The organism is Citrobacter sp. Cb080 (assembly GCF_030334745.1).
Classification (GTDB): Bacteria; Pseudomonadota; Gammaproteobacteria; order Enterobacterales; family Enterobacteriaceae; genus Citrobacter; species Citrobacter braakii.
In genome coordinates, this window is the sequence record NZ_JAOWDG010000069.1 from 1 (window position 1) to 22,239 (window position 22,239).

Annotated in this window: 23 protein-coding genes and 1 pseudogene; 12 read left to right on the forward strand and 12 right to left on the reverse strand. The window is 52.1% G+C overall.

The annotated features are described in order from the left end of the window. Window positions 1-91: 91 nt before the first annotated feature. The 4 genes and pseudogenes from OGV38_RS12620 (at window position 92) to OGV38_RS12635 (ending at window position 4,257) form a co-directional block, all read left to right on the forward strand. Window positions 92-1,299 (forward strand): IS3 family transposase gene (locus OGV38_RS12620; protein WP_117086587.1). Its coding sequence is split into 2 segments (ribosomal slippage): window positions 92-413 and window positions 413-1,299, totalling 1,209 coding nucleotides; the frame shifts between segments, so codons are not numbered across the junction. Window positions 1,300-1,337: 38 nt separating this feature from the next. Then, window positions 1,338-2,936 (forward strand): annotated as a pseudogene (locus OGV38_RS12625) (molybdopterin-containing oxidoreductase family protein); the annotation flags it as partial. After that, a complete protein-coding gene (locus tag OGV38_RS12630) occupies window positions 2,933-3,490 on the forward strand; it encodes a 4Fe-4S dicluster domain-containing protein (RefSeq protein WP_047415127.1) in 558 nt (185 codons plus the stop codon). The pseudogene OGV38_RS12625 and the gene OGV38_RS12630, both read left to right, overlap by 4 nt. Then, window positions 3,490-4,257, forward strand: a complete 768-nt coding sequence (locus tag OGV38_RS12635; RefSeq protein ID WP_049040660.1) for a dimethyl sulfoxide reductase anchor subunit family protein — start codon at window positions 3,490-3,492, stop codon at window positions 4,255-4,257. Before OGV38_RS12630 ends, OGV38_RS12635 begins: the two co-directional genes overlap by 1 nt. Before the next feature lie 69 nt (window positions 4,258-4,326). On the opposite strand, the gene uspG is transcribed toward OGV38_RS12635, so the two are convergent. Then, on the reverse strand, window positions 4,327-4,755 hold the full coding sequence (uspG, locus tag OGV38_RS12640; protein WP_016152215.1) for a universal stress protein UspG: 429 nt from the start codon (window positions 4,753-4,755) through the stop codon (window positions 4,327-4,329). A gap of 187 nt (window positions 4,756-4,942) precedes the next feature. Next, the gene (gene rnk, locus OGV38_RS12645; RefSeq protein WP_005120853.1) at window positions 4,943-5,353 is read right to left on the reverse strand and encodes a nucleoside diphosphate kinase regulator; all 411 of its coding nucleotides are present in this window, start codon (window positions 5,351-5,353) and stop codon (window positions 4,943-4,945) included. Window positions 5,354-5,628: 275 nt separating this feature from the next. On the opposite strand from rnk, the gene OGV38_RS12650 reads away from it, so the two are divergent. Both OGV38_RS12650 and OGV38_RS12655 read left to right on the forward strand, forming a co-directional pair. Beyond that, window positions 5,629-6,459: an alpha/beta fold hydrolase gene (locus tag OGV38_RS12650; protein WP_016152216.1), complete on the forward strand. Its 831-nt coding sequence runs from the start codon at window positions 5,629-5,631 to the stop codon at window positions 6,457-6,459. A gap of 96 nt (window positions 6,460-6,555) precedes the next feature. Continuing rightward, window positions 6,556-7,179 carry a flavin reductase family protein gene (locus tag OGV38_RS12655; RefSeq protein WP_016155958.1) on the forward strand — a complete coding sequence of 208 codons (624 nt, stop codon included), beginning with the start codon at window positions 6,556-6,558 and terminating at the stop codon, window positions 7,177-7,179. A gap of 41 nt (window positions 7,180-7,220) precedes the next feature. On the opposite strand, the gene rna is transcribed toward OGV38_RS12655, so the two are convergent. The 8 genes from rna to citC all read right to left on the reverse strand — a co-directional run bounded on the left by rna (window position 7,221) and on the right by citC (window position 14,875). Continuing rightward, window positions 7,221-8,027 carry a ribonuclease I gene (rna, locus tag OGV38_RS12660; protein ID WP_016155959.1) on the reverse strand — a complete coding sequence of 269 codons (807 nt, stop codon included), beginning with the start codon at window positions 8,025-8,027 and terminating at the stop codon, window positions 7,221-7,223. Window positions 8,028-8,137: 110 nt separating this feature from the next. Beyond that, window positions 8,138-9,601, reverse strand: coding sequence for a citrate/succinate antiporter CitT (gene citT / locus OGV38_RS12665; RefSeq protein WP_016152219.1), 1,464 nt, complete (start codon window positions 9,599-9,601; stop codon window positions 8,138-8,140). A gap of 25 nt (window positions 9,602-9,626) precedes the next feature. After that, complete coding sequence (citG, locus tag OGV38_RS12670; RefSeq protein ID WP_016152220.1) at window positions 9,627-10,532, reverse strand: triphosphoribosyl-dephospho-CoA synthase CitG; 906 nt, start codon at window positions 10,530-10,532, stop codon at window positions 9,627-9,629. Next, window positions 10,501-11,055, reverse strand: a complete 555-nt coding sequence (gene citX / locus OGV38_RS12675; protein ID WP_269517736.1) for a citrate lyase holo-[acyl-carrier protein] synthase — start codon at window positions 11,053-11,055, stop codon at window positions 10,501-10,503. The genes citG and citX overlap by 32 nt, the downstream gene beginning before the upstream one ends. A 3-nt stretch (window positions 11,056-11,058) precedes the next feature. Beyond that, entirely contained in the window at window positions 11,059-12,591 is a 1,533-nt protein-coding gene (citF, locus tag OGV38_RS12680; RefSeq protein WP_155574051.1) for a citrate lyase subunit alpha, read from the reverse strand. A gap of 9 nt (window positions 12,592-12,600) precedes the next feature. Next, window positions 12,601-13,509: an aldolase/citrate lyase family protein gene (locus OGV38_RS12685; protein ID WP_019076252.1), complete on the reverse strand. Its 909-nt coding sequence runs from the start codon at window positions 13,507-13,509 to the stop codon at window positions 12,601-12,603. Beyond that, the gene (gene citD, locus OGV38_RS12690; RefSeq protein ID WP_286473758.1) at window positions 13,506-13,796 is read right to left on the reverse strand and encodes a citrate lyase acyl carrier protein; all 291 of its coding nucleotides are present in this window, start codon (window positions 13,794-13,796) and stop codon (window positions 13,506-13,508) included. The genes OGV38_RS12685 and citD overlap by 4 nt, the downstream gene beginning before the upstream one ends. Beyond that, window positions 13,793-14,875, reverse strand: a complete 1,083-nt coding sequence (citC, locus tag OGV38_RS12695; RefSeq protein WP_286473415.1) for a [citrate (pro-3S)-lyase] ligase — start codon at window positions 14,873-14,875, stop codon at window positions 13,793-13,795. Before citC ends, citD begins: the two co-directional genes overlap by 4 nt. A 389-nt stretch (window positions 14,876-15,264) precedes the next feature. Between citC and dpiB the strand changes: the two genes are divergently transcribed. Both dpiB and dpiA read left to right on the forward strand, forming a co-directional pair. After that, window positions 15,265-16,926, forward strand: a complete 1,662-nt coding sequence (gene dpiB, locus OGV38_RS12700) for a sensor histidine kinase DpiB (RefSeq protein WP_046274583.1) — start codon at window positions 15,265-15,267, stop codon at window positions 16,924-16,926. Next, a complete protein-coding gene (gene dpiA, locus OGV38_RS12705) occupies window positions 16,895-17,575 on the forward strand; it encodes a two-component response regulator DpiA (RefSeq protein ID WP_016152226.1) in 681 nt (226 codons plus the stop codon). Before dpiB ends, dpiA begins: the two co-directional genes overlap by 32 nt. 149 nt (window positions 17,576-17,724) lie before the next feature. Here the strand turns inward: dpiA and dcuC are convergent, their stop codons facing one another. Then, on the reverse strand, window positions 17,725-19,107 hold the full coding sequence (dcuC, locus tag OGV38_RS12710) for an anaerobic C4-dicarboxylate transporter DcuC (protein ID WP_016152227.1): 1,383 nt from the start codon (window positions 19,105-19,107) through the stop codon (window positions 17,725-17,727). 451 nt (window positions 19,108-19,558) lie between these two features. On the opposite strand from dcuC, the gene pagP reads away from it, so the two are divergent. Both pagP and cspE read left to right on the forward strand, forming a co-directional pair. Further along, on the forward strand, window positions 19,559-20,122 hold the full coding sequence (pagP, locus tag OGV38_RS12715) for a lipid IV(A) palmitoyltransferase PagP (RefSeq protein WP_353622394.1): 564 nt from the start codon (window positions 19,559-19,561) through the stop codon (window positions 20,120-20,122). Window positions 20,123-20,311: 189 nt separating this feature from the next. Beyond that, a complete protein-coding gene (cspE, locus tag OGV38_RS12720) occupies window positions 20,312-20,521 on the forward strand; it encodes a transcription antiterminator/RNA stability regulator CspE (protein WP_000034825.1) in 210 nt (69 codons plus the stop codon). Window positions 20,522-20,572: 51 nt separating this feature from the next. Here cspE and crcB read toward each other — a convergent pair whose 3' ends face one another. Beyond that, complete coding sequence (gene crcB, locus OGV38_RS12725; protein ID WP_003831281.1) at window positions 20,573-20,956, reverse strand: fluoride efflux transporter CrcB; 384 nt, start codon at window positions 20,954-20,956, stop codon at window positions 20,573-20,575. Window positions 20,957-21,046: 90 nt separating this feature from the next. Here crcB and OGV38_RS12730 point away from each other — a divergent pair, with 90 nt between their 5' ends. Continuing rightward, window positions 21,047-21,835 carry a deaminated glutathione amidase gene (locus tag OGV38_RS12730; RefSeq protein WP_137352686.1) on the forward strand — a complete coding sequence of 263 codons (789 nt, stop codon included), beginning with the start codon at window positions 21,047-21,049 and terminating at the stop codon, window positions 21,833-21,835. A gap of 128 nt (window positions 21,836-21,963) precedes the next feature. Then, window positions 21,964-22,167 carry a twin-arginine translocase subunit TatE gene (gene tatE / locus OGV38_RS12735; RefSeq protein WP_016152230.1) on the forward strand — a complete coding sequence of 68 codons (204 nt, stop codon included), beginning with the start codon at window positions 21,964-21,966 and terminating at the stop codon, window positions 22,165-22,167. Window positions 22,168-22,239: the final 72 nt, after the last annotated feature.

Sequence of the window (22,239 nt, forward strand, 5' to 3'; positions counted from 1 at the left end):
TGATGTAGCCCCCTGAAACACCGGACAGTAGCTGTATCTCCAGATAAGAGATAGGCTTGAATATATGTCTAACACTAACGCCAATTTTGAGATGACCGGGATCCTGTTAGGGCAAGAAGTCCGTAAACGTAAAACTCCTCAGGAGAAGATCGCCATTATCCAGCAGACGATGGAGCCGGGTATGAATGTCTCCCATGTCGCCCGCCTGCATGGTATCCAGCCCAGCCTGCTGTTTAAGTGGAAGAAGCAATATCAGGAAGGCAGCCTCACCGCCGTTGCGGCTGGAGAGGAAGTCGTTCCTGCTTCTGAGCTTACTGCTGCTCTGAAGCAGGTCCGGGAGCTTCAGCGCCTTCTGGGCAAGAAGACGATGGAAGTTGAGATCCTGAAAGAAGCCGTGGAGTACGGTCAGTCGCGAAAATGGATAGCGCACGCGCCCTTGTTGCCAAAGGACGGGGAATAGCCATGGTCTGCCGGACCATGGGCGTGTCGCGTGCGCAACTGTCACTGCGGATTAACCGTTCTGCCGACTGGCAGGACAGGCGCTGTAACCGGCGTAATGAAGAAGCAGACGCAGAAATACTGTCGGCTATCCTCAACATTATCAGCGATATGCCGAGTTATGGTTATCGACGCGTGTGGGGCATCCTGCGCAAGCAACGTCGCACAGAGGGACAGCTACCTGTGAATGCCAAACGGCTTTACAGGATAATGCGTGAGCATAACCTGTTGTTGTTGCATCACAAACCAGAGCGACCGAAGCGTGAACATAAGGGCAAGATAGCGGTGGCAGAAAGCGATATGCGCTGGTGTTCAGATGGCTTCGAGTTCGGCTGCGACAACGGCGAAAAACTGCGGGTAACGTTCGCGCTGGACTGCTGCGACCGTGAGGCCATAGACTGGGCAGCAAGCACGGGAGGCTATGACAGTTCGACCGTGCAGGATGTGATGCTGAGGTCGGTGGAAAAGCGCTTCGGCGACAGGTTGCCCGACACAGCGGTGCAGTGGCTGACGGATAACGGTTCAGCGTATACCGCGTATGAAACGCGGAGGTTCGCGAGAGAGCTGAATCTGGAGCCCTGCACAACAGCGGTGAGCAGCCCGCAGAGTAATGGCATGGCCGAACGGTTCGTGAAAACGATGAAAGAAGACTATATCGCGTTCATGCCAAAACCGGATGTGAGAACAGCACTGCGAAACCTTGCAGTAGCGTTCACGCATTACAATGAAAACCACCCGCACAGCGCGCTGGGATATCACTCCCCGAGGGAATACCGGCGGCAGCGGACATCGTTAACTTAAGATACAAAAGCTGTTCGGAGATGGAGGGTCAAGATCAGCACACTATGAAATACATCTATCAGGCGCGGGAGAAAGGCGCAAAAGTTGTCGTTATCGATCCGCTGTTAACGCAGACCGCCGCGAAAGCCGATCTTTATTTACGTGTTCGCCCAGGCTCAGATGGCGCTCTGGCGCTGGGCATGGCGCGTCACCTGGTGGATAAAGGTTTAGTTGATCAGGATTTCGTCAATAACTATTCCCACGGATACCCGGAATTCGAAGCTTATCTGCGCAGCAGTGTGACCGTCGAGTGGGCCGCTGAAATTTGCGGTCTGTCGGCGGATGCCATTCGCCAGTTAGCGGAAGAGTTTACGGCGGTTAATCCTGCCACCGTGTGGATTGGCTACGGCATGCAGCGCCATGTTAACGGCGGCGCTAACGTACGGGCGATCGATGCCTTTGTGGCAATGACCGGCAATATTGGTATTGAGGGCGGCGGTGCCCGCTACGGTCATCTGCAGACATGGGGTTATAACTACCATGGAATGATGCAGAAGCCTCCTGCAGGTTCTGTCGGAATAAAAGGCGCAGGTGGTCCGGTGGGTGAGTTTGTCAGCGATAGCGGTGAGAAGAGCGAATACTCCGATCGTGCGCTGAATATCAACCAGACGGCGCAAGGGATTCTGGACGCCAGTGAACCACCGGTACGGATGCTGTGGGTGGCCTCTAAAAACCCGTTTGCTCAGGATTTCGACCGCAACAAGATGATCAAAGCGTTTGATAAACTGGAAATGGTGGTTTGTGTCGACCAGTTCTTCAACGAAACCGTCCAACATGCGGATATCGTGCTGCCTGTCACTACCACCTTTGAACAATGGGATGTCTCTTCGTCTTATTGGCACTACTGGTTATCCGTCAACGAGCCGGCTATCAAACCGCTGTATGAGTGCAAGAGCGATCCGGAAATCGCGGCGCTGCTGTCCAAAACCATCAATAAACTGGAACCCGGTTCATGTACCTTCCCGCAGGCGTTTGATGCTAAACGCTGGTTGGATCAGGAATTTAATGAGGGGATGGGGAAACAGTTTGGCATTGCGGGCTGGGATGACCTGCTGGAAGGACCACGCAAAGCAAAAATGGTCAGCACCGCGGCCTGGTACGATCGCAAGTTCAAAACGCCGTCAGGCAAGTACGAGTTCAAATCAGAACGTTGTGCGGAAAATGGTCACACGGCTTTGCCGGAATATAAAGCGGGTGCACAGGGTGCGCTGCCGTTCCACCTGTTTACACCTCATCTTCAGTACGGTCTGCACTCGCAGTTTGTCAATCTGGACTGGATGCAGGTTTTCTGGCCAGAACCCTTTGTTTATATCCACCCGCTTGCTGCACAGAAAAAGGGCATCACTGAGGGCGCTCACGTCAAAGTCTTCAACGAGGTGGGCCATGTTGAGTTGCGAGCCAAAATTACCACTAATGTGCCGGAAGATTTTCTTGTGATGTACGAATCCTGGTTCAACAAGCTTAGTTACAACGTACAGAATGTGGTCAAAGATACGCCCGCCGATATGGGAAAAATGGCGACAGGCGCGCCCGGTGCGGCCATACACAGTCAATTTGTAGATATTACTCTGTCAGGAAATGAAGGAGCTGCGGCATGAGACGCGCGTTTTTAGTCAATAGCGATAAGTGCATCGGCTGCCGTGGCTGTGCGATGGCGTGTAAGAGTTTTAATCAGCTGGAGCCTGAACGTTTCTGGCGCTATGTCTACCCGCTGGATAAAGAAATTTATCCGCATGAGGAGCGAGCGTTCTACTCGCTGGCCTGTAACCACTGCGAAAATCCGGCCTGCCTGGCGGCTTGTCCGGTAGAGGCGTACACCAAACGCGAGGATGGTGTTGTGGTGCATAATCCGGAACGTTGTATCGGATGCAAAAACTGTATCCGCAATTGCCCATACGGTGCGCCGCGCTTTAATGAAGAGACGAAAAAAGCGGAAAAATGCAGCATGTGCTACGAGCGTCTCGATGTCGGTATGCAGCCGGCGTGCGTGAGTGCCTGCCCGGTAGGCGCCCTGACGCTTATCGATCTGGATGCCGATCCGATCCCCAACAATGCCGTACAGTATCCGCCGGGATTCCCACGTATGCCGCAGCTTAACCCTGGCACGCGTTTTATCCTCGCGCGTCAACCGAAGCAACCGGAGGGCAAGTAATGGAAAAGTATGAATTCCCTCTGGTTATTTTTACCGTATTGAGCCAGATGTCGGTTGGTATAACGCTCATTCTGACGCTGCGCACGCTGCAAGGGAAACTGGAAAGCAAGCGCCTGTACTGGCTGGTAAGCGGGCTGGTTCTGGCGGCTGCTTCCGTGGCGGCGGTATTGCACCTGGCGCATCCGGATCGCGCCTACAATGCCCTGATTAACCTCCAGCATGCCTGGCTGAGCCGTGAGATTCTCGGCGCAACTTTATACGGCGCGGCGGTGGGCGTGACGTTTTTGGCAAAAGGGCACAGAGCGCCGGCTGTTCTGGCCTCTGTTCTCGGGATCGCGCTGGTGGCGGTACAGGGGATGACCTATGCCGCCCCGGCGATGGTGGCGATCGCCAACGGTCTGACGATGCTGCTGTTCTTCATCACGGTGTGGGTTATGGGTTGTGCGGCGATTCCGCTGCTTAACCTTGCGCCTGCCGTTGCCGCATTGCGCCAGGGGATTGTCGTTTGTATGGCGGTCATGATTGCCGCACCCATTATCTGGCTAAGCGGTGGCACCATCATGCAGATGACGGCGCATGCCTGGCTGACGTCGCCGCTTTATCTGGCAAGTCTGGTGTGTCTGGCGGTGGCCTTTGTCCTCAGCCGCCAGGGCGAGCGTCGTGCAAAAGCGCTCTTTGTCCTGCTGTTTGTTGGCGTATTCCTGAGTCGTCTGACGTTCTTTGGCGATACGGTTAGTACCATCGTGAATATCGGTCATTTGTACTGATCGTCAGGCAATAAAAACCCCTGTCAGGCATTAACCTGGCAGGGGTTTTCTTTAGCAAATTAGAGGCTATTAACGTACAACCAGCACTGGCAGAGTAGCGTGGCGAACAACGCTGGAAGCGTTTGAGCCGAGCAGATGAGTGCTGATTGATGGGTTGCGCGATCCAATGACGACCACATCCGCATTCAACTCTTCACCCAACTCGTTGACGACGTCACGTACGCTGCCAAAGCGGACGTGTTGTTTAATACGGGAAGGATCGATGCTGAAGTGACCGACCATCGTTTGCAGACGAGTTTCCGCTTCGTGTTGTAGATGCTCTTCAAAACGACGGACATCGGCTGCAAAGCGGTGCAGGCTTAAGCTTGCTGAGCCTGGCAGCACATGCAGCAGATGAATAACCCCGTTTTCCTGTGCCAGAAATTCTGCATGGCGAATAGCCTTGTCGCTCAGTTCCATTTCGAATACATCAACAGGCATTATGATTGTGTTGTACATAAACATTCTCCTTGTCATTACATGAACACATATCAGCATAGTATTAAAAATGATTCTGTCAGTCACGACACAGATTTATGTTTTGCGAACAGGAGATAAGGTGAGGGTCAGGAGTTGGGGGCTAACCGGAAAGAGGATGCGGATGCATCCCCTGTAAGATAAAGCGAGTGGCTTTGATAAGACAGAGTTAGCGCAGGTAGTCGCCTGCAGCTTCAGGTTGGTACTCAAGCTCGATGACTTCGAGGTGTGTTGAGGTCCCGCCTGGTAGTTCCCAGTGAATGGTGTCGCCAACGCGCAGGCCCAGAAGTGCAGCGCCAACAGGTGCCATTACCGAAAGCTGTGTGCTGCTGTCAGTCATATTGGCCGGATACACCAGGGTACGCACACGGACTTCGCCATCACTCAGATTGCGGAATTTCACGCGGCTGTTCATGGTCACGACATCGTGCGGCATGGTTTCTGGTGAACACATTTGGGCACGATCCAGCTCGGCGTTCAGGGCGTCGGCAATCGGTAAACCAGCAAACGCAGGTTGCTCCAACAGGCGGTCAATGCGTTCCGCATCGAGGTCGTTAATGATGATAGTTGGTCTGGACATTTGTTACTCCATGTCGTCGATACTGCGGGTGCGCAGGTAAATAATCCCAAAAGAAAACCCTCACCGTCAGGCGGCAAGGGTTTAGCTTTTATGATGATACTGAGACTTACCCCTGGTTTGAAGTGATTTAGTTCACATTCAGGCAAATCATCAATATTGTTGCGTATGGTGTGATTTTAGCCGAAAAACGCGATCGTTCTCCAATTTGCATTATGCTTTTTAAGCGCTCGCTGCGGGCGCGTCAAACAACTCAGTGTTCCGCGACAGGAGATCTCATGAGCCAGTACGACAAACTTACCTTGAAAGACGGCAGCTATTTGCATTTTAAAGATTGGGGAAGTGGGCAGCCTATTGTCTTTAGCCATGGCTGGCCGCTGACGGCGGATGCGTTTGAAGATCAGATGCTGTTCCTTGGGTCGAAAGGATTTCGGGTGATCGCCCATGACAGGCGCGGGCATGGGCGTTCAGCCCAACCCTGGGATGGTCACAATATGGATCAGTATGCTGACGATCTGGCTGAACTTACCGCGCATCTCAATCTTAAAGATGCCGTACATGTCGGACACTCTACCGGGGGCGGGGAAGTGGCGAGGTACATTGGTCGCCATGGAACGCAGCGGGTAGCCAAAGCGGTGTTAATCGGCGCGGTGACGCCCATAATGATCAAGACCGACTTTAACCCAAATGGTGTGCCGAAAGAGGTGTTTGATGGCATCCGTGAGGGAGTGATAAACGATCGCGCTGCCTTCTTCTATGAACTGACCGCTGCATTCTATGGCTACAACCGCCCGGGCGTAAATGCGTCGAAAGCCGTTCGTGAAAGCTTTGTTGAACAGGGCTTACAAGGTTCCATCAAAGCGTTGTACGACTGTATTCACGCGTTTTCAGAAACTGACCTGCGTGAGGATCTCAAAAAGATGACTATCCCGACGCTGGTGATCCATGGTGATGACGATCAGATTGTCCCGTTTGAAACCTGCGGAAAGGTTGCGGCGGAAATACTGCCGGACGCGCAGTTGAAGGTGTATGTTGGCGGTTCGCATGGCATTTGCACTACCCATAAACAACAGATCAACGGCGATCTGCTCAACTTTATTCAATCGTAATCTTTAGCGGATTGTTCTACGCTGATCTTCTTTTTCCAGGGAGATGAGCGAAGCATAATTTGTGCTGCGCTGATGTTAACTTCAACAGAGAACGCTATGTATTTCTATCAACCATCACAAGGACACGGCTTACCGCATGACCCGCTGAATGCCATCATTGGACCGCGCCCTATTGGCTGGATTGCCTCCCGCGACAGCGACGGTCGGCATAACCTTGCACCGTACAGTTTCTTTAACTGCTTTAATTATCATCCGCCGATTATCGGTTTCGCCAGTAGCGGCTGGAAAGATAGCGTGCAGAATATTATCGACACCGGTGAGTTTGTCTGGAATCTGACGACTCTTGAGCTGGCCAGCGCGATGAACGAAACGTCAGCCAGCTTGCCTCACGGCGAAGATGAGTTTTTTGCCGCCGGGCTTAGTAAGGCAGATAGTCGGATAGTCAGCGTGCCGCGGGTGGCGCAAAGCCCGGTCAATTTTGAGTGTCGCTTATCGCAAAGTCTGCAACTGACCACCGCTGATGGTTCGCCTGTTGAAACCTGGCTGGTGCTGGGAGAAGTGGTGGGTATCCATATTGATGAAACGCTACTGGAAGGCGGCATCTACCAGACGGCGAAAGCAAAACCGGTACTGCGTGCGGGCGGGCCAACGGCGTATTATTCGATCAGTGAAACACACCGCTTTGATTTAGTTCGCCCGGATGCTCGTTCAAAACGCTAACCATATGGACCGACGCCAGCTTGCCGCGCCGGTCGTTATTTTCAGTATCCCACTTTGTCGATAATAAACTGTTTACCGCAGTTACCCGGATGCGGTTGCGGTAAGAATGACTGTGCGGATAACGTCTGGTTAATGGTGTCGGCTTTCAGGGACAACTGGATTTCTGTGAGATAGGCCGGATTGCCGTGGCAGCTTAGCTTCACGGCTTTAACGTTCTCTCTGCCCCAGCTTTTAGCGACGGCGGCGTCAAATGCGCTGCGGCTGACGGTTTTGCCGTAGTTTTCCGCGAGGAATTTGCCAGCCTCGCTGTTCTTAACCTCATTATTCATCCGTACCATCGTGCCGAAGTATGCGTCGGGATCAAAACCGAAACAGGCGCCATGTTTGGCATATTCGTAACGTTCCAGACAGGATCTCCCGCCAGCACCGGGCATTACGGCACTGAGTTTTGCCGCGCTTTCCAGCGACAGGCCCGTTTCGGGAGCCGCGCATTTACGGCTGGCGCGCGCTTCAGGCAGGTTGGGAATAGGGCGAGTCGCGCAGCCAAAGCGCATCCAGCGGCGGTTGTCTACTCCACGGGCGGCGATGGATTTTGGCAGGCTGGGCCATAAACCGTGAACGGTCAGGAAATCTGCTTTATCCGCGCTCTCTTTTTGCAGACGACATTCGGCGGGCTCTTGACGATTTCTCTCGTGTTGGCTCTGACAAAATCCGGTTTGCCAGGAGAGGGCCAGCACGTAGCTGTCAAAATCAGCGTACTGTTTTGCCTGAAGTTCATCGGCCTGAGCTACAGAAACTGGGAGCAGAAGTGCTGCCAGCAGCGAAGAATAACGCCATGTTGATGTCATGATGATTTCGGATACTTATATAAATTTTGAATATCATCTATTTAATCATAAAAAATGCCAGTCAGGTTTAGCTGACTGGCATCATTTTCATCAGGCGGGAACCCGAATGATTAGCTCCACATTGCCAGAATCGGCCAGCCGACCAGCAAAAGCATAGAGATGTAGATAACGCCGAAGATTGCACCCAGACGCCAGTAGTCTTTGGACTTCACATAACCGCAGCCGTAGATAATAACGCCAGGGCCAGTTGCATACGGAGTCAGACAGCCCATGATACCGATGGACAGTACCAGCAGGATACACAGGTGTTCCATCGGAACGCCCGGGATGCCTTTGCCGACGGCCAGAATAACCGGCAGCATGGTGGCGGTGTGTGCGGAAAGGCTGGCAAACAGGTAGTGAGCAAAATAGAACACCAGCACCAGAACGATCACGGTCGCGTTAGGCGAGAAGCCCTCCAGGTGCGAGCTCATCGTGTTGGCGAACCAGTCGATGAAGCCTGAACGGGTTAAACCATTCGCCATAACGACCAGCGTGGCGAGGTTAACCAGGGTGTTCCATGCGCTGTTATAACGGGTGATGTCTTTCCACGGGACAACGTGCAGCGCCAGCATCAGCGAGACTGCCAGCAGACCCACAGCGGTCGCATCAATCAGTTTACCGCCAAAGACCCACAGACCCAGGCTGAGCAGAACCAGACCGATCAGGGTCAGCTCTTTACGCGTCAGTTTACCCATGGTTTTCAGTTCATCACCAGCCCACGCGGCAACTTCAGCACTGTGAGTAACTTCTGGCTTGTAAAGAACATAGGACAGCCACGGAGCAACGATCAGCAAAATAATACCAACCGGCAGGAAGCTGAGGAACCATTGCAACCAGCTGATTTGAATACCGGCAATTTTATTGACGAATTCCAGACCCAGTACGTTAGGTGCAGCGCCGGTAACGAACATAGAGGAGCTCAGGCTGGTACTGATTACCATCATCCACATCAGATATCCGCCGATACGGCGCGCGGACGGATCGTTCGGGAATGATTTAAACAGCGGCGGCAGGTTTTTGATAACCGGGAATACGGTACCACCGGTACGCGCGGTGTTGGACGGTGTAAACGGCGCCAGCAGAATGTCGATGATGACAATCGCGTAGCCCAGCGTCAGGGTGCGCTTACCCATGAATTTTACCAGGAACAGCGCGATACGACGACCCAGACCGGTGACTTCATAGCCCAGCGCGAAGATAAACGCGCCAAACACCAACCACACGGTAGTGCTGGAGAAGCCTGCCAGACCCCATTTCAGCGCTTGCTTACCCGCTTTAAACGCCGGGTCGGCCAGCTCTGAAGCATCAAACAGCAGATAGTTGCTGCCGATGACGCAGATCGTTACGGCGATAAAGCTTATCGCTGTTGCCGGGATTGGCTCCAGGATCATCCCAACAATCATTGCCACGAAAACGGCAAAATAGTGCCAGGCCTGCGGGGGCATTCCATCAGGGACAGGGATAAGAAACATGACGCCCATTACGACCAATGGGGCCAGTAATTTCCATATTTTATCTTTTGCTAAAGACATGTGTGTGATTCTCCGGAAAGGATCTTTAATTGTGATAATGATGAACTTGTGAAATCTGAGCTAAGAACCAGGTGACGATCAGCAGATCGGCGCAGCCTCCTGGGCTGAGGTTGCGTTCAATGCACTGTTGGTCGAACTGGCGCAGGTATTCGAGATCGGCAGGGGTGCGAATCCCCCCTTGCTGCAATAGAGTTGTGGCCTGCTGCTGTAGCCAGCGCAGACCTTCTGCGCCGCCACGTGAAGCCACGTTGGTGTCGCCATTGATAGACATCAGCAGCAATAACGTGTCGAGTAGCGCCAGTTCAGGATCGCGGCCCTGAGTCAGCAGTGCGCGGTAGTGCGGCAGGGCATGCTGGATGACTAGCGGGTATCCCGCTTCGGCTTCGCCCCGTGCGCCGGTTAATCCCAGTTGTTGATAAAGACGTTGGCCAGCCGTGAGTTGTTGATTGTTCTGGCGCAGTTCGCGCTCGGTCAGGCCACGGCAAAATGTTGCTGCCGTAGAGCAAAGGGTTTCAGCGGTAACAGTTAGTTGGAGCTGGTGCAGGCGGCCAATGGCGGCACACAGCAGCCCCAGTGAAAAGATGCTCCCTTTATGGGTGTTTACCCCCTCGGTGGCGCGAAACATATCGGCTTCGCAGGCCATGCCCAGTGGGCGCAGTCCTTTCAACACATCTTCGGGCGACAGCTGTGCGCTAAACGCCCCATATTCAATAAAACGCGGCAGCCAGGCCTGAATTGCCTCAGCGCTGCGATGAAAATCTTCCAGCGCCATATCTTTATGTGCGCCGTTGTTAATACGATCCACCAGACCCGGTTTGGGCGACAGGTTGACTTCAGTCAACATGGCCCGCCACGCAAGCGTTGCGTAAGCGTCAGGCAGATCCAGAGGAAGGACTGCGTTATTGGTTGATGTTGCGGGAATCGGCATCATGCAGCAGAGCCTCCATCTGAGAGAGTAAGTCGGAAAGCGCGTGGGTTTTACCCCGCGCGCATTCGGCAGCGCTTTGCTCGCACAGCAGACAGCGGCGGGCAGGGAGTGCGAAATGACGTCGGGACAGAATTTCCCCATCAGGGGTCAGGACATCGATGTCCCATAACCGTCCCAGCGGATGTGAATGCTCAAGTTCAATCGTGGCGAGCTTGAGATCGTGGGCCGGGGCCTCAATAGACAAAAGACCTTCCGGACCGCTGGCAGAAACCAGCGCCGTTTGCTCCCTGACAATCCAGGTGGATTTTTCCGCCAGCGCGAGCAGGGCGGCTACGCCGTGATTAAAGATGCAACGGGTTAATGCGCTGTCTTTAATCGGACCCGGTGCGACCACGGTAAACGAGACCAGTGGCGCGTGATGACGCGTCAGCCAGGCATGTTGCCTTGCTTGTCTCTCATCCCGGCTGGCGAGCAGCTCGGGAATCGAAACCGCGTGTTGGGTGGCGCGTTCAGGGAGCAGGCGCATGGCTTATTCCTTCACCTGATGCACAACGTCAATCACCGAGCCATCGCGGTAACGCACAACGGCAATCACGCGGTCGGTGAATTCGATAGCGCGTGGCTGACCGGTGAGCTGCTGTGCACGTTCGCGCAGCCATTCAATGGACACCACTTTCATACCGGCTTCTTTCAGACGTTCAGCCAGTTCCGGACGCGCAGGGTTAACGGCGATACCGTGGTCAGTGACCAGGATGTCTACGCTGGAGCCCGGGGTTACGCAGGTCAGGACGTTATCAACCAGCGTCGGGATGCGTCCGCGAACCAGCGGAGCGACAATGATGGAAAGCGCAGCGGCAACCGCAGTATCGCAGTGACCGCCGGATGCGCCGCGCAGTACGCCGTCAGAACCGGTCAGTACGTTAACGTTGAAGCTGGTATCAACTTCCAGCGCACTCAGCACCACGACGTCCAGACGATCGACGGAGGCGCCTTTTGAGCCCCAGTTGGCATACTGGTTGGCACTGATCTCAATGTGGTTTGGATTGCGGGCCAGCGACTCAGCCGCGTTACGGTCAAAGCTCTGTACGTCCAGCAGTTTGCGAATCAGGCCTTTTTCGTGCAGGTCAACGATGGTAGCGGTGATGCCGCCCAGCGCGAAGTCAGCACGGATATCGCGGCTGCGCATCTTGTCTTCCAGGAAACGAGTAACGGCCAGAGAAGCGCCGCCGGTTCCTGTCTGCAGTGAGAAGCCTTCATTGAAGTAACCGGAGTTAGCAATGACGTCTGCCGCGCTACGGGCGATTAACAGTTCACGCGGGTTGGTGGTCATGCGTGTCGCATCAGCACCGATTTTGTCCGCATCGCCGACCTGATCGATCTGTACAATCAGATCCACCTGATCCTGCGTAATGCTGGCCGGGTTATGCGGATAGGTCAGCAGCTGTTCAGTCAGCAGGACAACCTGTTTTGCATTTTCGGCATCGACGCGGGCATAGCCCAGTGAACCACAGCACGCTTTACCGGTATAGCCGTTAGCGTTACCAAACTGGTCGCAGGACGGTACGCCGAGGAACGCCACATCAATACTGAGTTCGCCACTTTGCACCAGGTGTACACGGCCGCCATGGGAGTGGACCTGCACAGGCTCGGCCAGCAGGCCACGGGAGATCTCTTCCGCCAGCGGACCACGCAGCCCGGAGGTGTAAATACGGCTGACTACGCCCTGACGGATGTGCTCAACCAGCGGAGCATGGCAGTCGCTCAGGGAGCTGGAGGCCAGCGTCAGATTTTTAAAGCCCATTCTGGCGATGGCGTCCATCACCAGGTTAATCGTCAGATCGCCACCGCGAAAAGCGTGGTGGAAAGAGATAGTCATGCCATCCTGTAAACCTGAACGACGAATGGCGTTTTCCAGGTTAGCGCACAGCTTCTTGTCGCGCGGTTTTTGCGCCTGTAATTCTACTTTTGCGGTGCTCTGATAAGCGGAAAGCTCACTTTCTGCATGACGGCTCCAGGTCGCCACGCGATCCTGGCGTTGAGACTGTTCGATTTTCTGCGTCATTTTTTTGCCTTATTCTTCGCGAATGCCGGAAAGTTCTGCACGGGAGATAACCAGAAGGGCGCGCTCGATAACCGGGCTGTCGACCATTTTGCCGTTCAGGGAAACTACGCCACGGCCTTCGCGAGCGGCGGCTTCAGCGGCTTCCACGACCAGGCGCGCGTGAGCCAGCTCTTTGCGTGTCGGGGCATACAGGTTGTGCAGGAGCTCGATCTGGCGCGGGTTGATGAGCGACTTACCGTCAAAACCCAGTTGCTTGATGTGTGCGGCTTCATGCAGGAAACCCGCTTCGTTGTTGGCATCGGAATAAACGGTGTCGAACGCCTGAATGCCGGCAGAGCGTGCCGCCTGCAAAATAGAGCAGCGGGCAAACAGCAGTTCAGTCCCTTCCGCAGAGCGCTCAGTGCGCAGGTTACGCACATAATCTTCTGCACCCAGTGCAATACCGATCAGGCGCTCGGAAGCGTGGGCAATTTCTACCGCGCGGGTAATGCCTAACGGCGATTCGATGGCGGCTAACAGACCGGTACTGCCGGGCTCACGGCCACAGGCTTTCTCGATACGCAGGATTTCGCTTTCGATATCGATGACGTCCTGCGCGGTATCGGTCTTCGGTAAACGCACGATGTCAGCGCCGCCGCGTACCACGGCTTCGAGATCGTTAATGCCCCATTCGGAGTCGAGGGCGTTTACGCGCACGATAGTTTCAACGTCGTGATACAGCGGATGCTGCAGCGCGTGGTACACCATACGGCGAGCAGTATCTTTCTCGCGCAGCGCGACGGAGTCTTCCAGGTCGAACATCAGCGCATCTGCCGGATAGATGAACGAGTTGCTGACCATGGCGGCATTGGCGCCCGGTACGAACAGCATGCTGCGGCGGGTACGGGTTTTACGTTGCTGCAAAGATTCACTAATCACTGGCAATCCTCCCATGGCAGTGCAGGAATACCGCCAGCGCGGGCCAGTAGTGCTTCTAGTCGCGCACGTAAAATGCAGTCCAGTGCGCCTTTATCATCAACATTTAATTGCACGCCGCGTACGTTGTAGCGGGACAGAACGTCCAGAATGGTGGCCCGGATGGCATCACCGAACTGCTTTTCGACGCTACTGTTAACCTGCAGGTCAATATCCTGCGAATCGAGTGGGGCGATGCGAATCATCACATCACCGGACTCGAGTGTGCCTGCGACGGCTGCCTGGTTTATTTTCGTTTTTCACCTGTTGCTAATGCGGGGGTATTTTGGCGGACTGCCGCACCCGATGAGGCCCGCTCAACCATGCTTTGCAGATAGTGCAGCGTGGCGTCAGGGACCAGGGATGCGATAGCCGTGAGATCTTTTTTAACCAGCAGCTTGCGCACCCAGGAGGCAGAAATCGGCATCTCCTGGAAGCACAGCCGCTCAATTTCCACCAGTTCAATCGGTGGGGCGGGAAGCGTTGGGGTCTCCAGCCAGTAGCGCATATCGTTGTTGTACTGGGAGGTGACGGTGCAATACGGCTCGGTACCGACGAAGCGGTGCGTGACGCCGAGAGCCGGGGCCAGATACTGGCGGAAGATTTTCAGGTCTATTTCGGTATAGCAGTGGTTAATAACGCTCTGCTCTTTGATGAAGTAGCACGGGAATGTGGCGCGGGAAATGATGTATTCCGAACCGCGATGAACGGTTAAACGTGGAATGTCTTTTGTCCCTTTAAGCACCAGATCCAGTCGGTCTTCATACGGAAAACGCGAGGTATCTTCTTTCACCAAAAACAGATGCAGCCAGTCACATTGCGCGGCTGCTTGTTGGATCAGAAAACGATGTCCGTTGGTGAAGGGGTTGGCGTTCATGACGATACAACCAATTTTTTTCCCTTCATGGCGCTGTTTCGCCAGTGATTCAGCGTAGCGTTTCAGACGTGTGGTGCTGTTTTCCATCAGCACCATAATGCCGGGAACGCTGGTCAGCGTAGAAAAACCGCACTGCTTAAACAGCGACTCGTACTCGGTTTTGGTATAGATGAAGAGGTGCGTACAGTGGCGCTCATAGGCGAGGTTGATTAACTCGGTCGCCAGCGTCAGCGCTAAGCCTTCACCCCTTACGGATTCGCAGATGGCGACGCACTTTATGATATTGCCGGCAATGCCACCGCAGGCAATCAGGCGGTCATCACGGGTGACGGTGATAAATACTTCGACAGTTGTATCAACGCTCAAATCATTCTCTTTCAGAAATTGCGCGATAGCCGCCATCTTTTTATTTTCTGAGCGTTTAACTTGCGTGAATATATTATTACCGAACATAGTGAATAGAGCCCCGATGCTATATTTGTTACTGGGTTTCTGTTTTTGTTGCTCTGTTTAGCAACCTGATAACTTCTTGTTTGCAATTGAAGGGAATGTTTTTTTATTACGGAGTATTTCTTTTTTTCCCTGCTGCATACATCGTAAGGAGTATTTTGGAGGTAATTTTTGATTTATTTCACAATAAGTTAGAAGGTTTTAATGTGTTTTATGGTTTTAAGTTTTTTAATTAATTTAACTCCGAAATAGCGTGTGGTTTTAATTTGTTTAATTGATTTAAGGTGGGGAATCTGCAACGATCCTGTTTTATACCGCGACTTGTAAATAAAACATTTTTATTACAACTACAATGAGAAATAAGTTTCGGGTATCGTCGCTGAGGAAGAAATATGGCAGAGCAGAAAAATAAAACACGGTTTCCTTTTTTTCGCAGTCTGGCGTTTCCATTGCGTATCTTTCTGCTTATTTTGGTCGTTTCTGTTTTTATTATCGCCGCGTTAGCACAATACTTTACCGCCAGTTTTGAAGATTATCTGGCAACGCATGTCCGCGATATGGCGATGAACCAGGCCAAAATCATCGCCTCTAACGACAGTATCATCGCGGCGGTGAAGCATCGTGATTACAAGCGTCTGGCGACCATTGCCGACAAACTGCAGAGCGGGACTGACTTCGACTATGTGGTGATCGGGGATACCAACTCTGTCCGCCTTTACCACCCAAATCCGGAAAAAATTGGCTACCCGATGCAGTTCACCAAACCCGGCGCGCTGGAAAGAGGGGAAAGTTACTTTATTACCGGCAAAGGGTCGATTGGGATGGCGATGCGCGCCAAAACGCCCATCTTTGATGACGATGGCAAAATCATTGGCGTGGTCTCAATTGGCTATCTGATCAGTAAAATCGATAGCTGGCGATCGGACTTTTTACTCCCAATGGCAGGGGTGTTTATCCTGCTGTTGCTGGTACTTATGCTGCTTTCCTGGTTATTTGCCGCCCATATTCGCCGGCAGATGTTGGGGATGGAGCCTAAGCAAATCGCGCGGGTAGTGCGTCAGCAGGAAGCGCTATTCAGCTCGGTATATGAAGGTTTGATCGCCGTGGACCCTGATGGGTATATCACCGCAATAAACCGCAGCGCGAGGAAAATGCTGGGGCTGTCTTCGCCAGGGCGAAAGTGGCTTGGAAAACCGGTTAGTGAGGTGGTTCAGCCGACTGACTTTTTCACCCAGCAGATTGCGGAAAAACGACAGGACGCGATGGTGAACTTTAATGGCCTGAGCGTTATCGCTAACCGTGAGGCGATTCGCTCCGGCGATGAACTGCTTGGGGCAATCATCAGTTTTCGTAGTAAAGATGAAATTGCTACTCTTAATGCGCAATTAACGCAGATCAAACAGTATGTAGAGAGCCTGAGAACGCTGCGTCATGAACACCTTAACTGGATGTCGACCATTAATGGCCTGCTGCAAATGAAAGAGTATGACCGGGTGCTGGCAATGGTGCAGGGGGAGTCGCAGGCGCAACAGCAACTGATTGACAGTCTGCGCGGCGCGTTTGCCGATCGTCAGGTAGCCGGTCTGTTGTTTGGCAAGGTGCAGCGTGCGCGTGAACTGGGCCTCACTATGACTATCGTTCCTGGCAGTCAACTGCATCAACTCCCTGAGGGGCTGGATAGCACAGAGTTTGCAGCAATTGTTGGCAATCTGCTTGATAATGCATTTGAAGCGAGCTTGCGCACCCAGCAAGGCAACAAGATCGTCGAACTCTATTTGAGTGATGAAGGGGATGACGTGATCATCGAAGTTGCCGATCAGGGATGCGGTGTACCGGAAGCATTGCGTGAAAAAATATTTGAACAGGGTGTGAGCACCCGTACCGATGAACCAGGTGAACATGGCATCGGTTTGTATCTGATTGCAAGTTATGTGAGGCGCTGTAACGGGGTGATTACACTCGAAGATAACTCCCCCTGCGGCACCTTATTTTCTTTATTTCTTCCGAAAGTGAAAAAAAATAATGACGGAACCATTAACGCTATTGATCGTTGAGGATGAAACGCTACTGGCGGAAATGCATGCTGAATATATCCGCCATATACCCGGCTTCAGCCAGATTTGGCTGGCGGGTAATCTTGCGCAAGCGAGGATGATGATTGAGCGTTTTAAGCCCGGTTTGATTCTGCTCGATAACTACTTGCCGGACGGCAAGGGAATTACGTTGTTGCATGAGCTAACCCAGACGCGTTATCCGGGCGGCGTGGTGTTTACCACGGCGGCCAGCGACATGGAAACGGTCTCCGAGGCCGTGCGCAGCGGCGCGTTTGATTATCTGGTCAAACCCATTGCCTACGAGCGCCTGGGACAGACGCTGACGCGTTATCAACAGCGCAGACGCATGTTGGCCGGTAATGACAGCGCCAGTCAAAAGCAGATTGATGAAATGTTTAATGCTTATGCGCGCGGCGAACCGAAAGGCGATTTGCCAACCGGAATTGATGCGTTAACGCTGAATGCGGTGTTGAAATTATTTGCCGATCCGACGGTACATCATACTGCGGAAACGATCGCCCAGGCGCTCACTATCAGCCGTACCACCTCCAGGCGCTACCTGGAGTACTGTGCCAGCCGTCATTTGATTATTGCGGAGATTATTCACGGTAAGGTGGGGAGGCCGCAGCGTATTTATCACGGCGGCTAATTCACGTCATCCTTGAAGCTGCCTCTTTGTGGGCTGCGTGAAGAAACCCCAGTCACATAATTATCTATGGTACTGGGGATGTCTTCACTTGCCGCTTTGAGGCAGCTTAAATGATTTTGCGTATCAAGGTCAGATGCTGACAGTTATCGTTAACCGCCAATCAGGGCGGACGTCGCCGGCACCATCACTTCAGTTGCGATAATCACAACCAGCAGTCCAACCAGAACCGGAACGGAGGTACGTTTCACTACTTCGAACGGAGAGATCTTTGCCATCCCTGCGACAGCAACAACCACACCGGAGACCGGAGAGATTGTGCGTCCAAGGTTTGATGCCTGCAGCATCGGGATAGCAAGGTAAGCCGGGTTAATGCCAGAAGAGTGCGCCAGTTTCGGGATCATCTCAACGAAAGCATAGAAAGGTGCGTTACCGGACCCCGTGGTCATTGCCGCCAGCATAGTCAGGATCACCAGTACCAGCATCAGAATAATGCTCGCGGAGCCAAACGAGGTGGCGATAGAAATCAGACTCTGAATAAAGCCGATTGTGCTCAGACCCTGGGCAAAAACGCCCGCCGCGACTAACAGCATCACCACGTTAGCAAAGGCATCCGCCATACCACGGTAGGCGACTTCCAGACCCGAGAAAACCTTCTGGGTGTTGAATCCTCGTACGAACTCCAGTACAGCAGCGATGAGCATGCACAGCACCAGAATCGTAATGATATGCAGCTGTGGGCCCCATTTTCCATCGAAAATCAGGACGCCAACGATCGGGGTAAATGGCAAGATGGCGTAAAACGACGGGGCGGTAGTGGTAATTTCAGCCACATCTAACATTTCATGAGAAATGTTCTCTTTTTTATCCAGATAACGCTGCCAGAAAAAGTGGGCAATCGCCATAGCAATGATGGCGGCAATGGAAATTGGTAGCGTGGTTTTAAACGCGAAATCGATCAGCGGCATTTCCGCGGCTTTTGCAGCCAGCACTACATCACCGGATGTTGGCGAAAGAATAATAGCGGCTGGGGAGGCGCAAATGGCCGCTGCGGCGCCACGGCTAATCCCAACGTTGACCATGACCGGGAACAATGTCGCCATCAGCAATACGCCCAGACCGGTTGCTGAAGAGACCGCCAGGGACATCAGGCAGGCGACAAAATAGGCGGCAATCATAAGCAGATAAGGTGAATTGATATACTGCAGCGGCTTAGAGGCCAGCTTAACCACCATATCATTCGCGCCAATATGCGTCATGTAGGCGGCAAAACCACACAGCATCATAATCATCATGCCGAGATCGCCGCCACGGCTCATCAGCAAAATTTTAATATATTCAACAATGTCTGTTGCCGTATAGCCCGTCGTTGCCGCGCTAGACGGCAAAACTTTATGGCCCATCAACGCACTGATTATCAGCAAAACCAGACCGCCGACAAACAGTACGCCTGTCGCGGAATAACCTTTAATGATGTAGCGCGCTACACCCACAATAACCACAACTCCAATAAGGAGTTCAATAAATGTCAACATTGTTTCCCCTGTCGCATTGCTGCCCAGAAAGTTAAAAAACTAAAAAAAGTAAAAAGTGGTGACAGAATGTGCCTAATAAACCGATAACTCTTGCTGATTGAAATCAATAAAAATACGGATTCAAGCGATGGCTAAGCCGTTTTTTCAGCATCGCGATTAAAAAAAGAATATCACAATAAAAAACTGTGAAGCGCAGCGTTGGTGTGTGTGTTTTGTGGTGACATTGATGCTTTATTGTTAATTTATTGTGATGTTATTTAACTCTCGCCGCAGGAAAGCACAATTTATTGGCAATAAAGAGAAAATAGTTCCTATGAAATGGCTCAGTAAATAAAGGGGTAGGTTATAGGCTGAGGAATATTCTGATTTTTTATTTGCGCATTTTTGTTAAGCTGACATTAAGGTTGGGTTTGCTAAAATTAATAATAAATCCCAGGATGGTAATTAAGTTGTGATTTTCGCTAAACGATATTTTCTCATTTTTTCATTTATTTTTATTCAGTTAGCTTTCACTTCCCAGGCTGCTGCTGAAGATAAAGGCTGGTTTGCTACTTTTAAAGATAATGTCAGTGAAACCTGGCAGCAGCCGGAACATTATGATCTGTATGTACCTGCTATTACCTGGCATGCGCGTTTTGCCTACGATAAAGAAAAAACGGATCGGTACAATGAACGGCCGTGGGGTGCAGGATTTGGTCAATCCCGTTGGGATGATAAAGGTAACTGGCACGGACTTTATATCATGGCGTTTAAGGATTCCTACAATAAATGGGAACCCATTGGCGGCTATGGCTGGGAAAAAACCTGGCGACCGCTGGCTGATGAAAACTTCCATACAGGTATCGGCTTTACCGCCGGTTTCACCGCGCGTGATAACTGGAACTACATTCCGGTACCGGTGCTGTTACCGCTGGCATCAATTGGTTATGGTCCGGCAACGTTTCAGATGACCTACATTCCTGGAACGTATAATAACGGCAACGTCTACTTTGCGTGGATGCGGTTCCAGTTTTGATGGACTACCTGTATTGTCAGGTGGTTTATTGAAAAGCCTTTTAAAAACATAGTGATAGGAAGTTTAACTGAAAAATAACGCGACATTTATCACTTTTTGATAAAGTTCGACTGGACAAAGTGCACCACAATTGTTGTACTGATACCCGACACAGCATTTGTGTCTATTTTTCATGTAAAGGTAATTTTGATGTCTAAGATTAAAGGTAACGTTAAGTGGTTTAATGAGTCCAAAGGATTCGGTTTCATTACTCCGGAAGATGGCAGCAAAGATGTGTTCGTACACTTCTCTGCAATCCAGACCAATGGTTTTAAAACTCTGGCTGAAGGTCAGCGTGTAGAGTTCGAAATCACTAACGGTGCCAAAGGCCCTTCTGCTGCAAACGTAATCGCTCTGTAAGCATACGACAGCAAGCATTCAAAACCCGCTTAATTGCGGGTTTTTTTCGCTTCAATGTGCGGGAGAGGCAGATACCAACCAGAATGCCAGGGCGGTCATCGCGAATGATCCCAACAGATTAACCAGTACATTCACCATAGCCCAACCAAAGCGTCCTTCCTGCAGTAAAAACACTACCTCAGCAGAGAAAGTGGAAAACGTTGTCAGTCCCCCGCAAAAGCCAGTAGTAATCAGCACCTTCCACATTGGGTCAATATTTGTCATGCGATTAAACCATGCCAGACCCATACCAATGATAAATGCGCCAAGTAAGTTTGCAGCCAGCGTACCGAATGGAATGGCCTGATGCAGCGGGTTAAACCGCATACTCAACATCCATCTTGCTACGCTACCTGTGCCACCACCAATAAAAACCGCTAAAAGGAGTTGTAACACTGCGTAATCCTGCTATTTGATTGTATAGAGGGTGAGTGTAACGCTGAATAATTGTTGTTGGCGAGCCTAACAAAGTTTTCTGGAGGGAATATGTTCGTTGCAGCAGGGCAATTTGCCGTGGGACCTTCATGGGAAAAAAATGCAGAAACCTGCGCCTTACTGATGTCTCAGGCTGCAGGAGAGGGGGCGTCGCTACTGGTATTACCGGAGGCATTGTTGGCGCGTGACGATTTAGACCCTGACCTGTCAGTGAAATCAGCTCAGCTTGTGGAAGGCGGGTTTCTGACGTATTTGTTGCGAGAAAGCGCACAAAATGAGATGACGACAATCCTGACGATTCATGTTCCCTCTGTGCCAGGCCGGGCATTTAACATGCTGGTGGCGCTACGGGCTGGTCGGGTAGTGGCCCATTACGCTAAATTACATCTCTATGACGCCTTTTCGATTCAGGAGTCACGTAATGTCGATGCAGGGGACGCCATAGCGCCGCTGCTGGACGTAGGCGGATTAAAAGTAGGGCTAATGACCTGCTATGACCTGCGCTTCCCTGAGCTGGCGCTGGCGCACGCGTTGCAGGGGGCTGAGATTCTCGTTTTACCTGCGGCTTGGGTGCGGGGATCGCTAAAAGAGCATCACTGGGCCACGCTTTTGGCGGCAAGAGCGCTGGATGCCACGTGTTATCTGGTTGCGGCCGGAGAGTGCGGTAACAAGAATATCGGCCAAAGCCGGGTCATCGATCCCTTTGGCGTGACTATTGCGGCGGCGGCTGAAACGCCCGCGCTCATTATGGCCGAGGTTTCCGCCGAGCGGGTAAGGCAGGTCAGGGCACAACTTCCGGTGTTAAGTAACCGACGCTTTGCGCCACCGCAATTATTATGACGTTTATTTAAACAAGGCTTGATTCACCTTGTTACAGATTGCTATTGTGTGCGCGCGTCGAAAGGCCGTTAATATTCTCAGGTTAATATGGCGCTTTATGTAGCCTGGTTTAAGTCAAGAAGGTATCTATGGGTGAGATTAGTATTACCAAACTGCTGGTGGTTGCCGCACTGGTTGTTCTGCTGTTTGGTACCAAGAAGTTACGTACTCTGGGTGGAGACCTGGGGACGGCAATCAAGGGCTTCAAGAAAGCAATGAACGACGATAATGCCGATGCCAAGAAAGAGGCTGATGGTAGCGTTCAGGCTGAGAAGCTTTCTCATAAAGAGTAATACTGCAAACTCTGCATGAAAAAAAACCGGCGATTTGCCGGTTTTTTATTGCTGATATGTAAGTGAGTATTA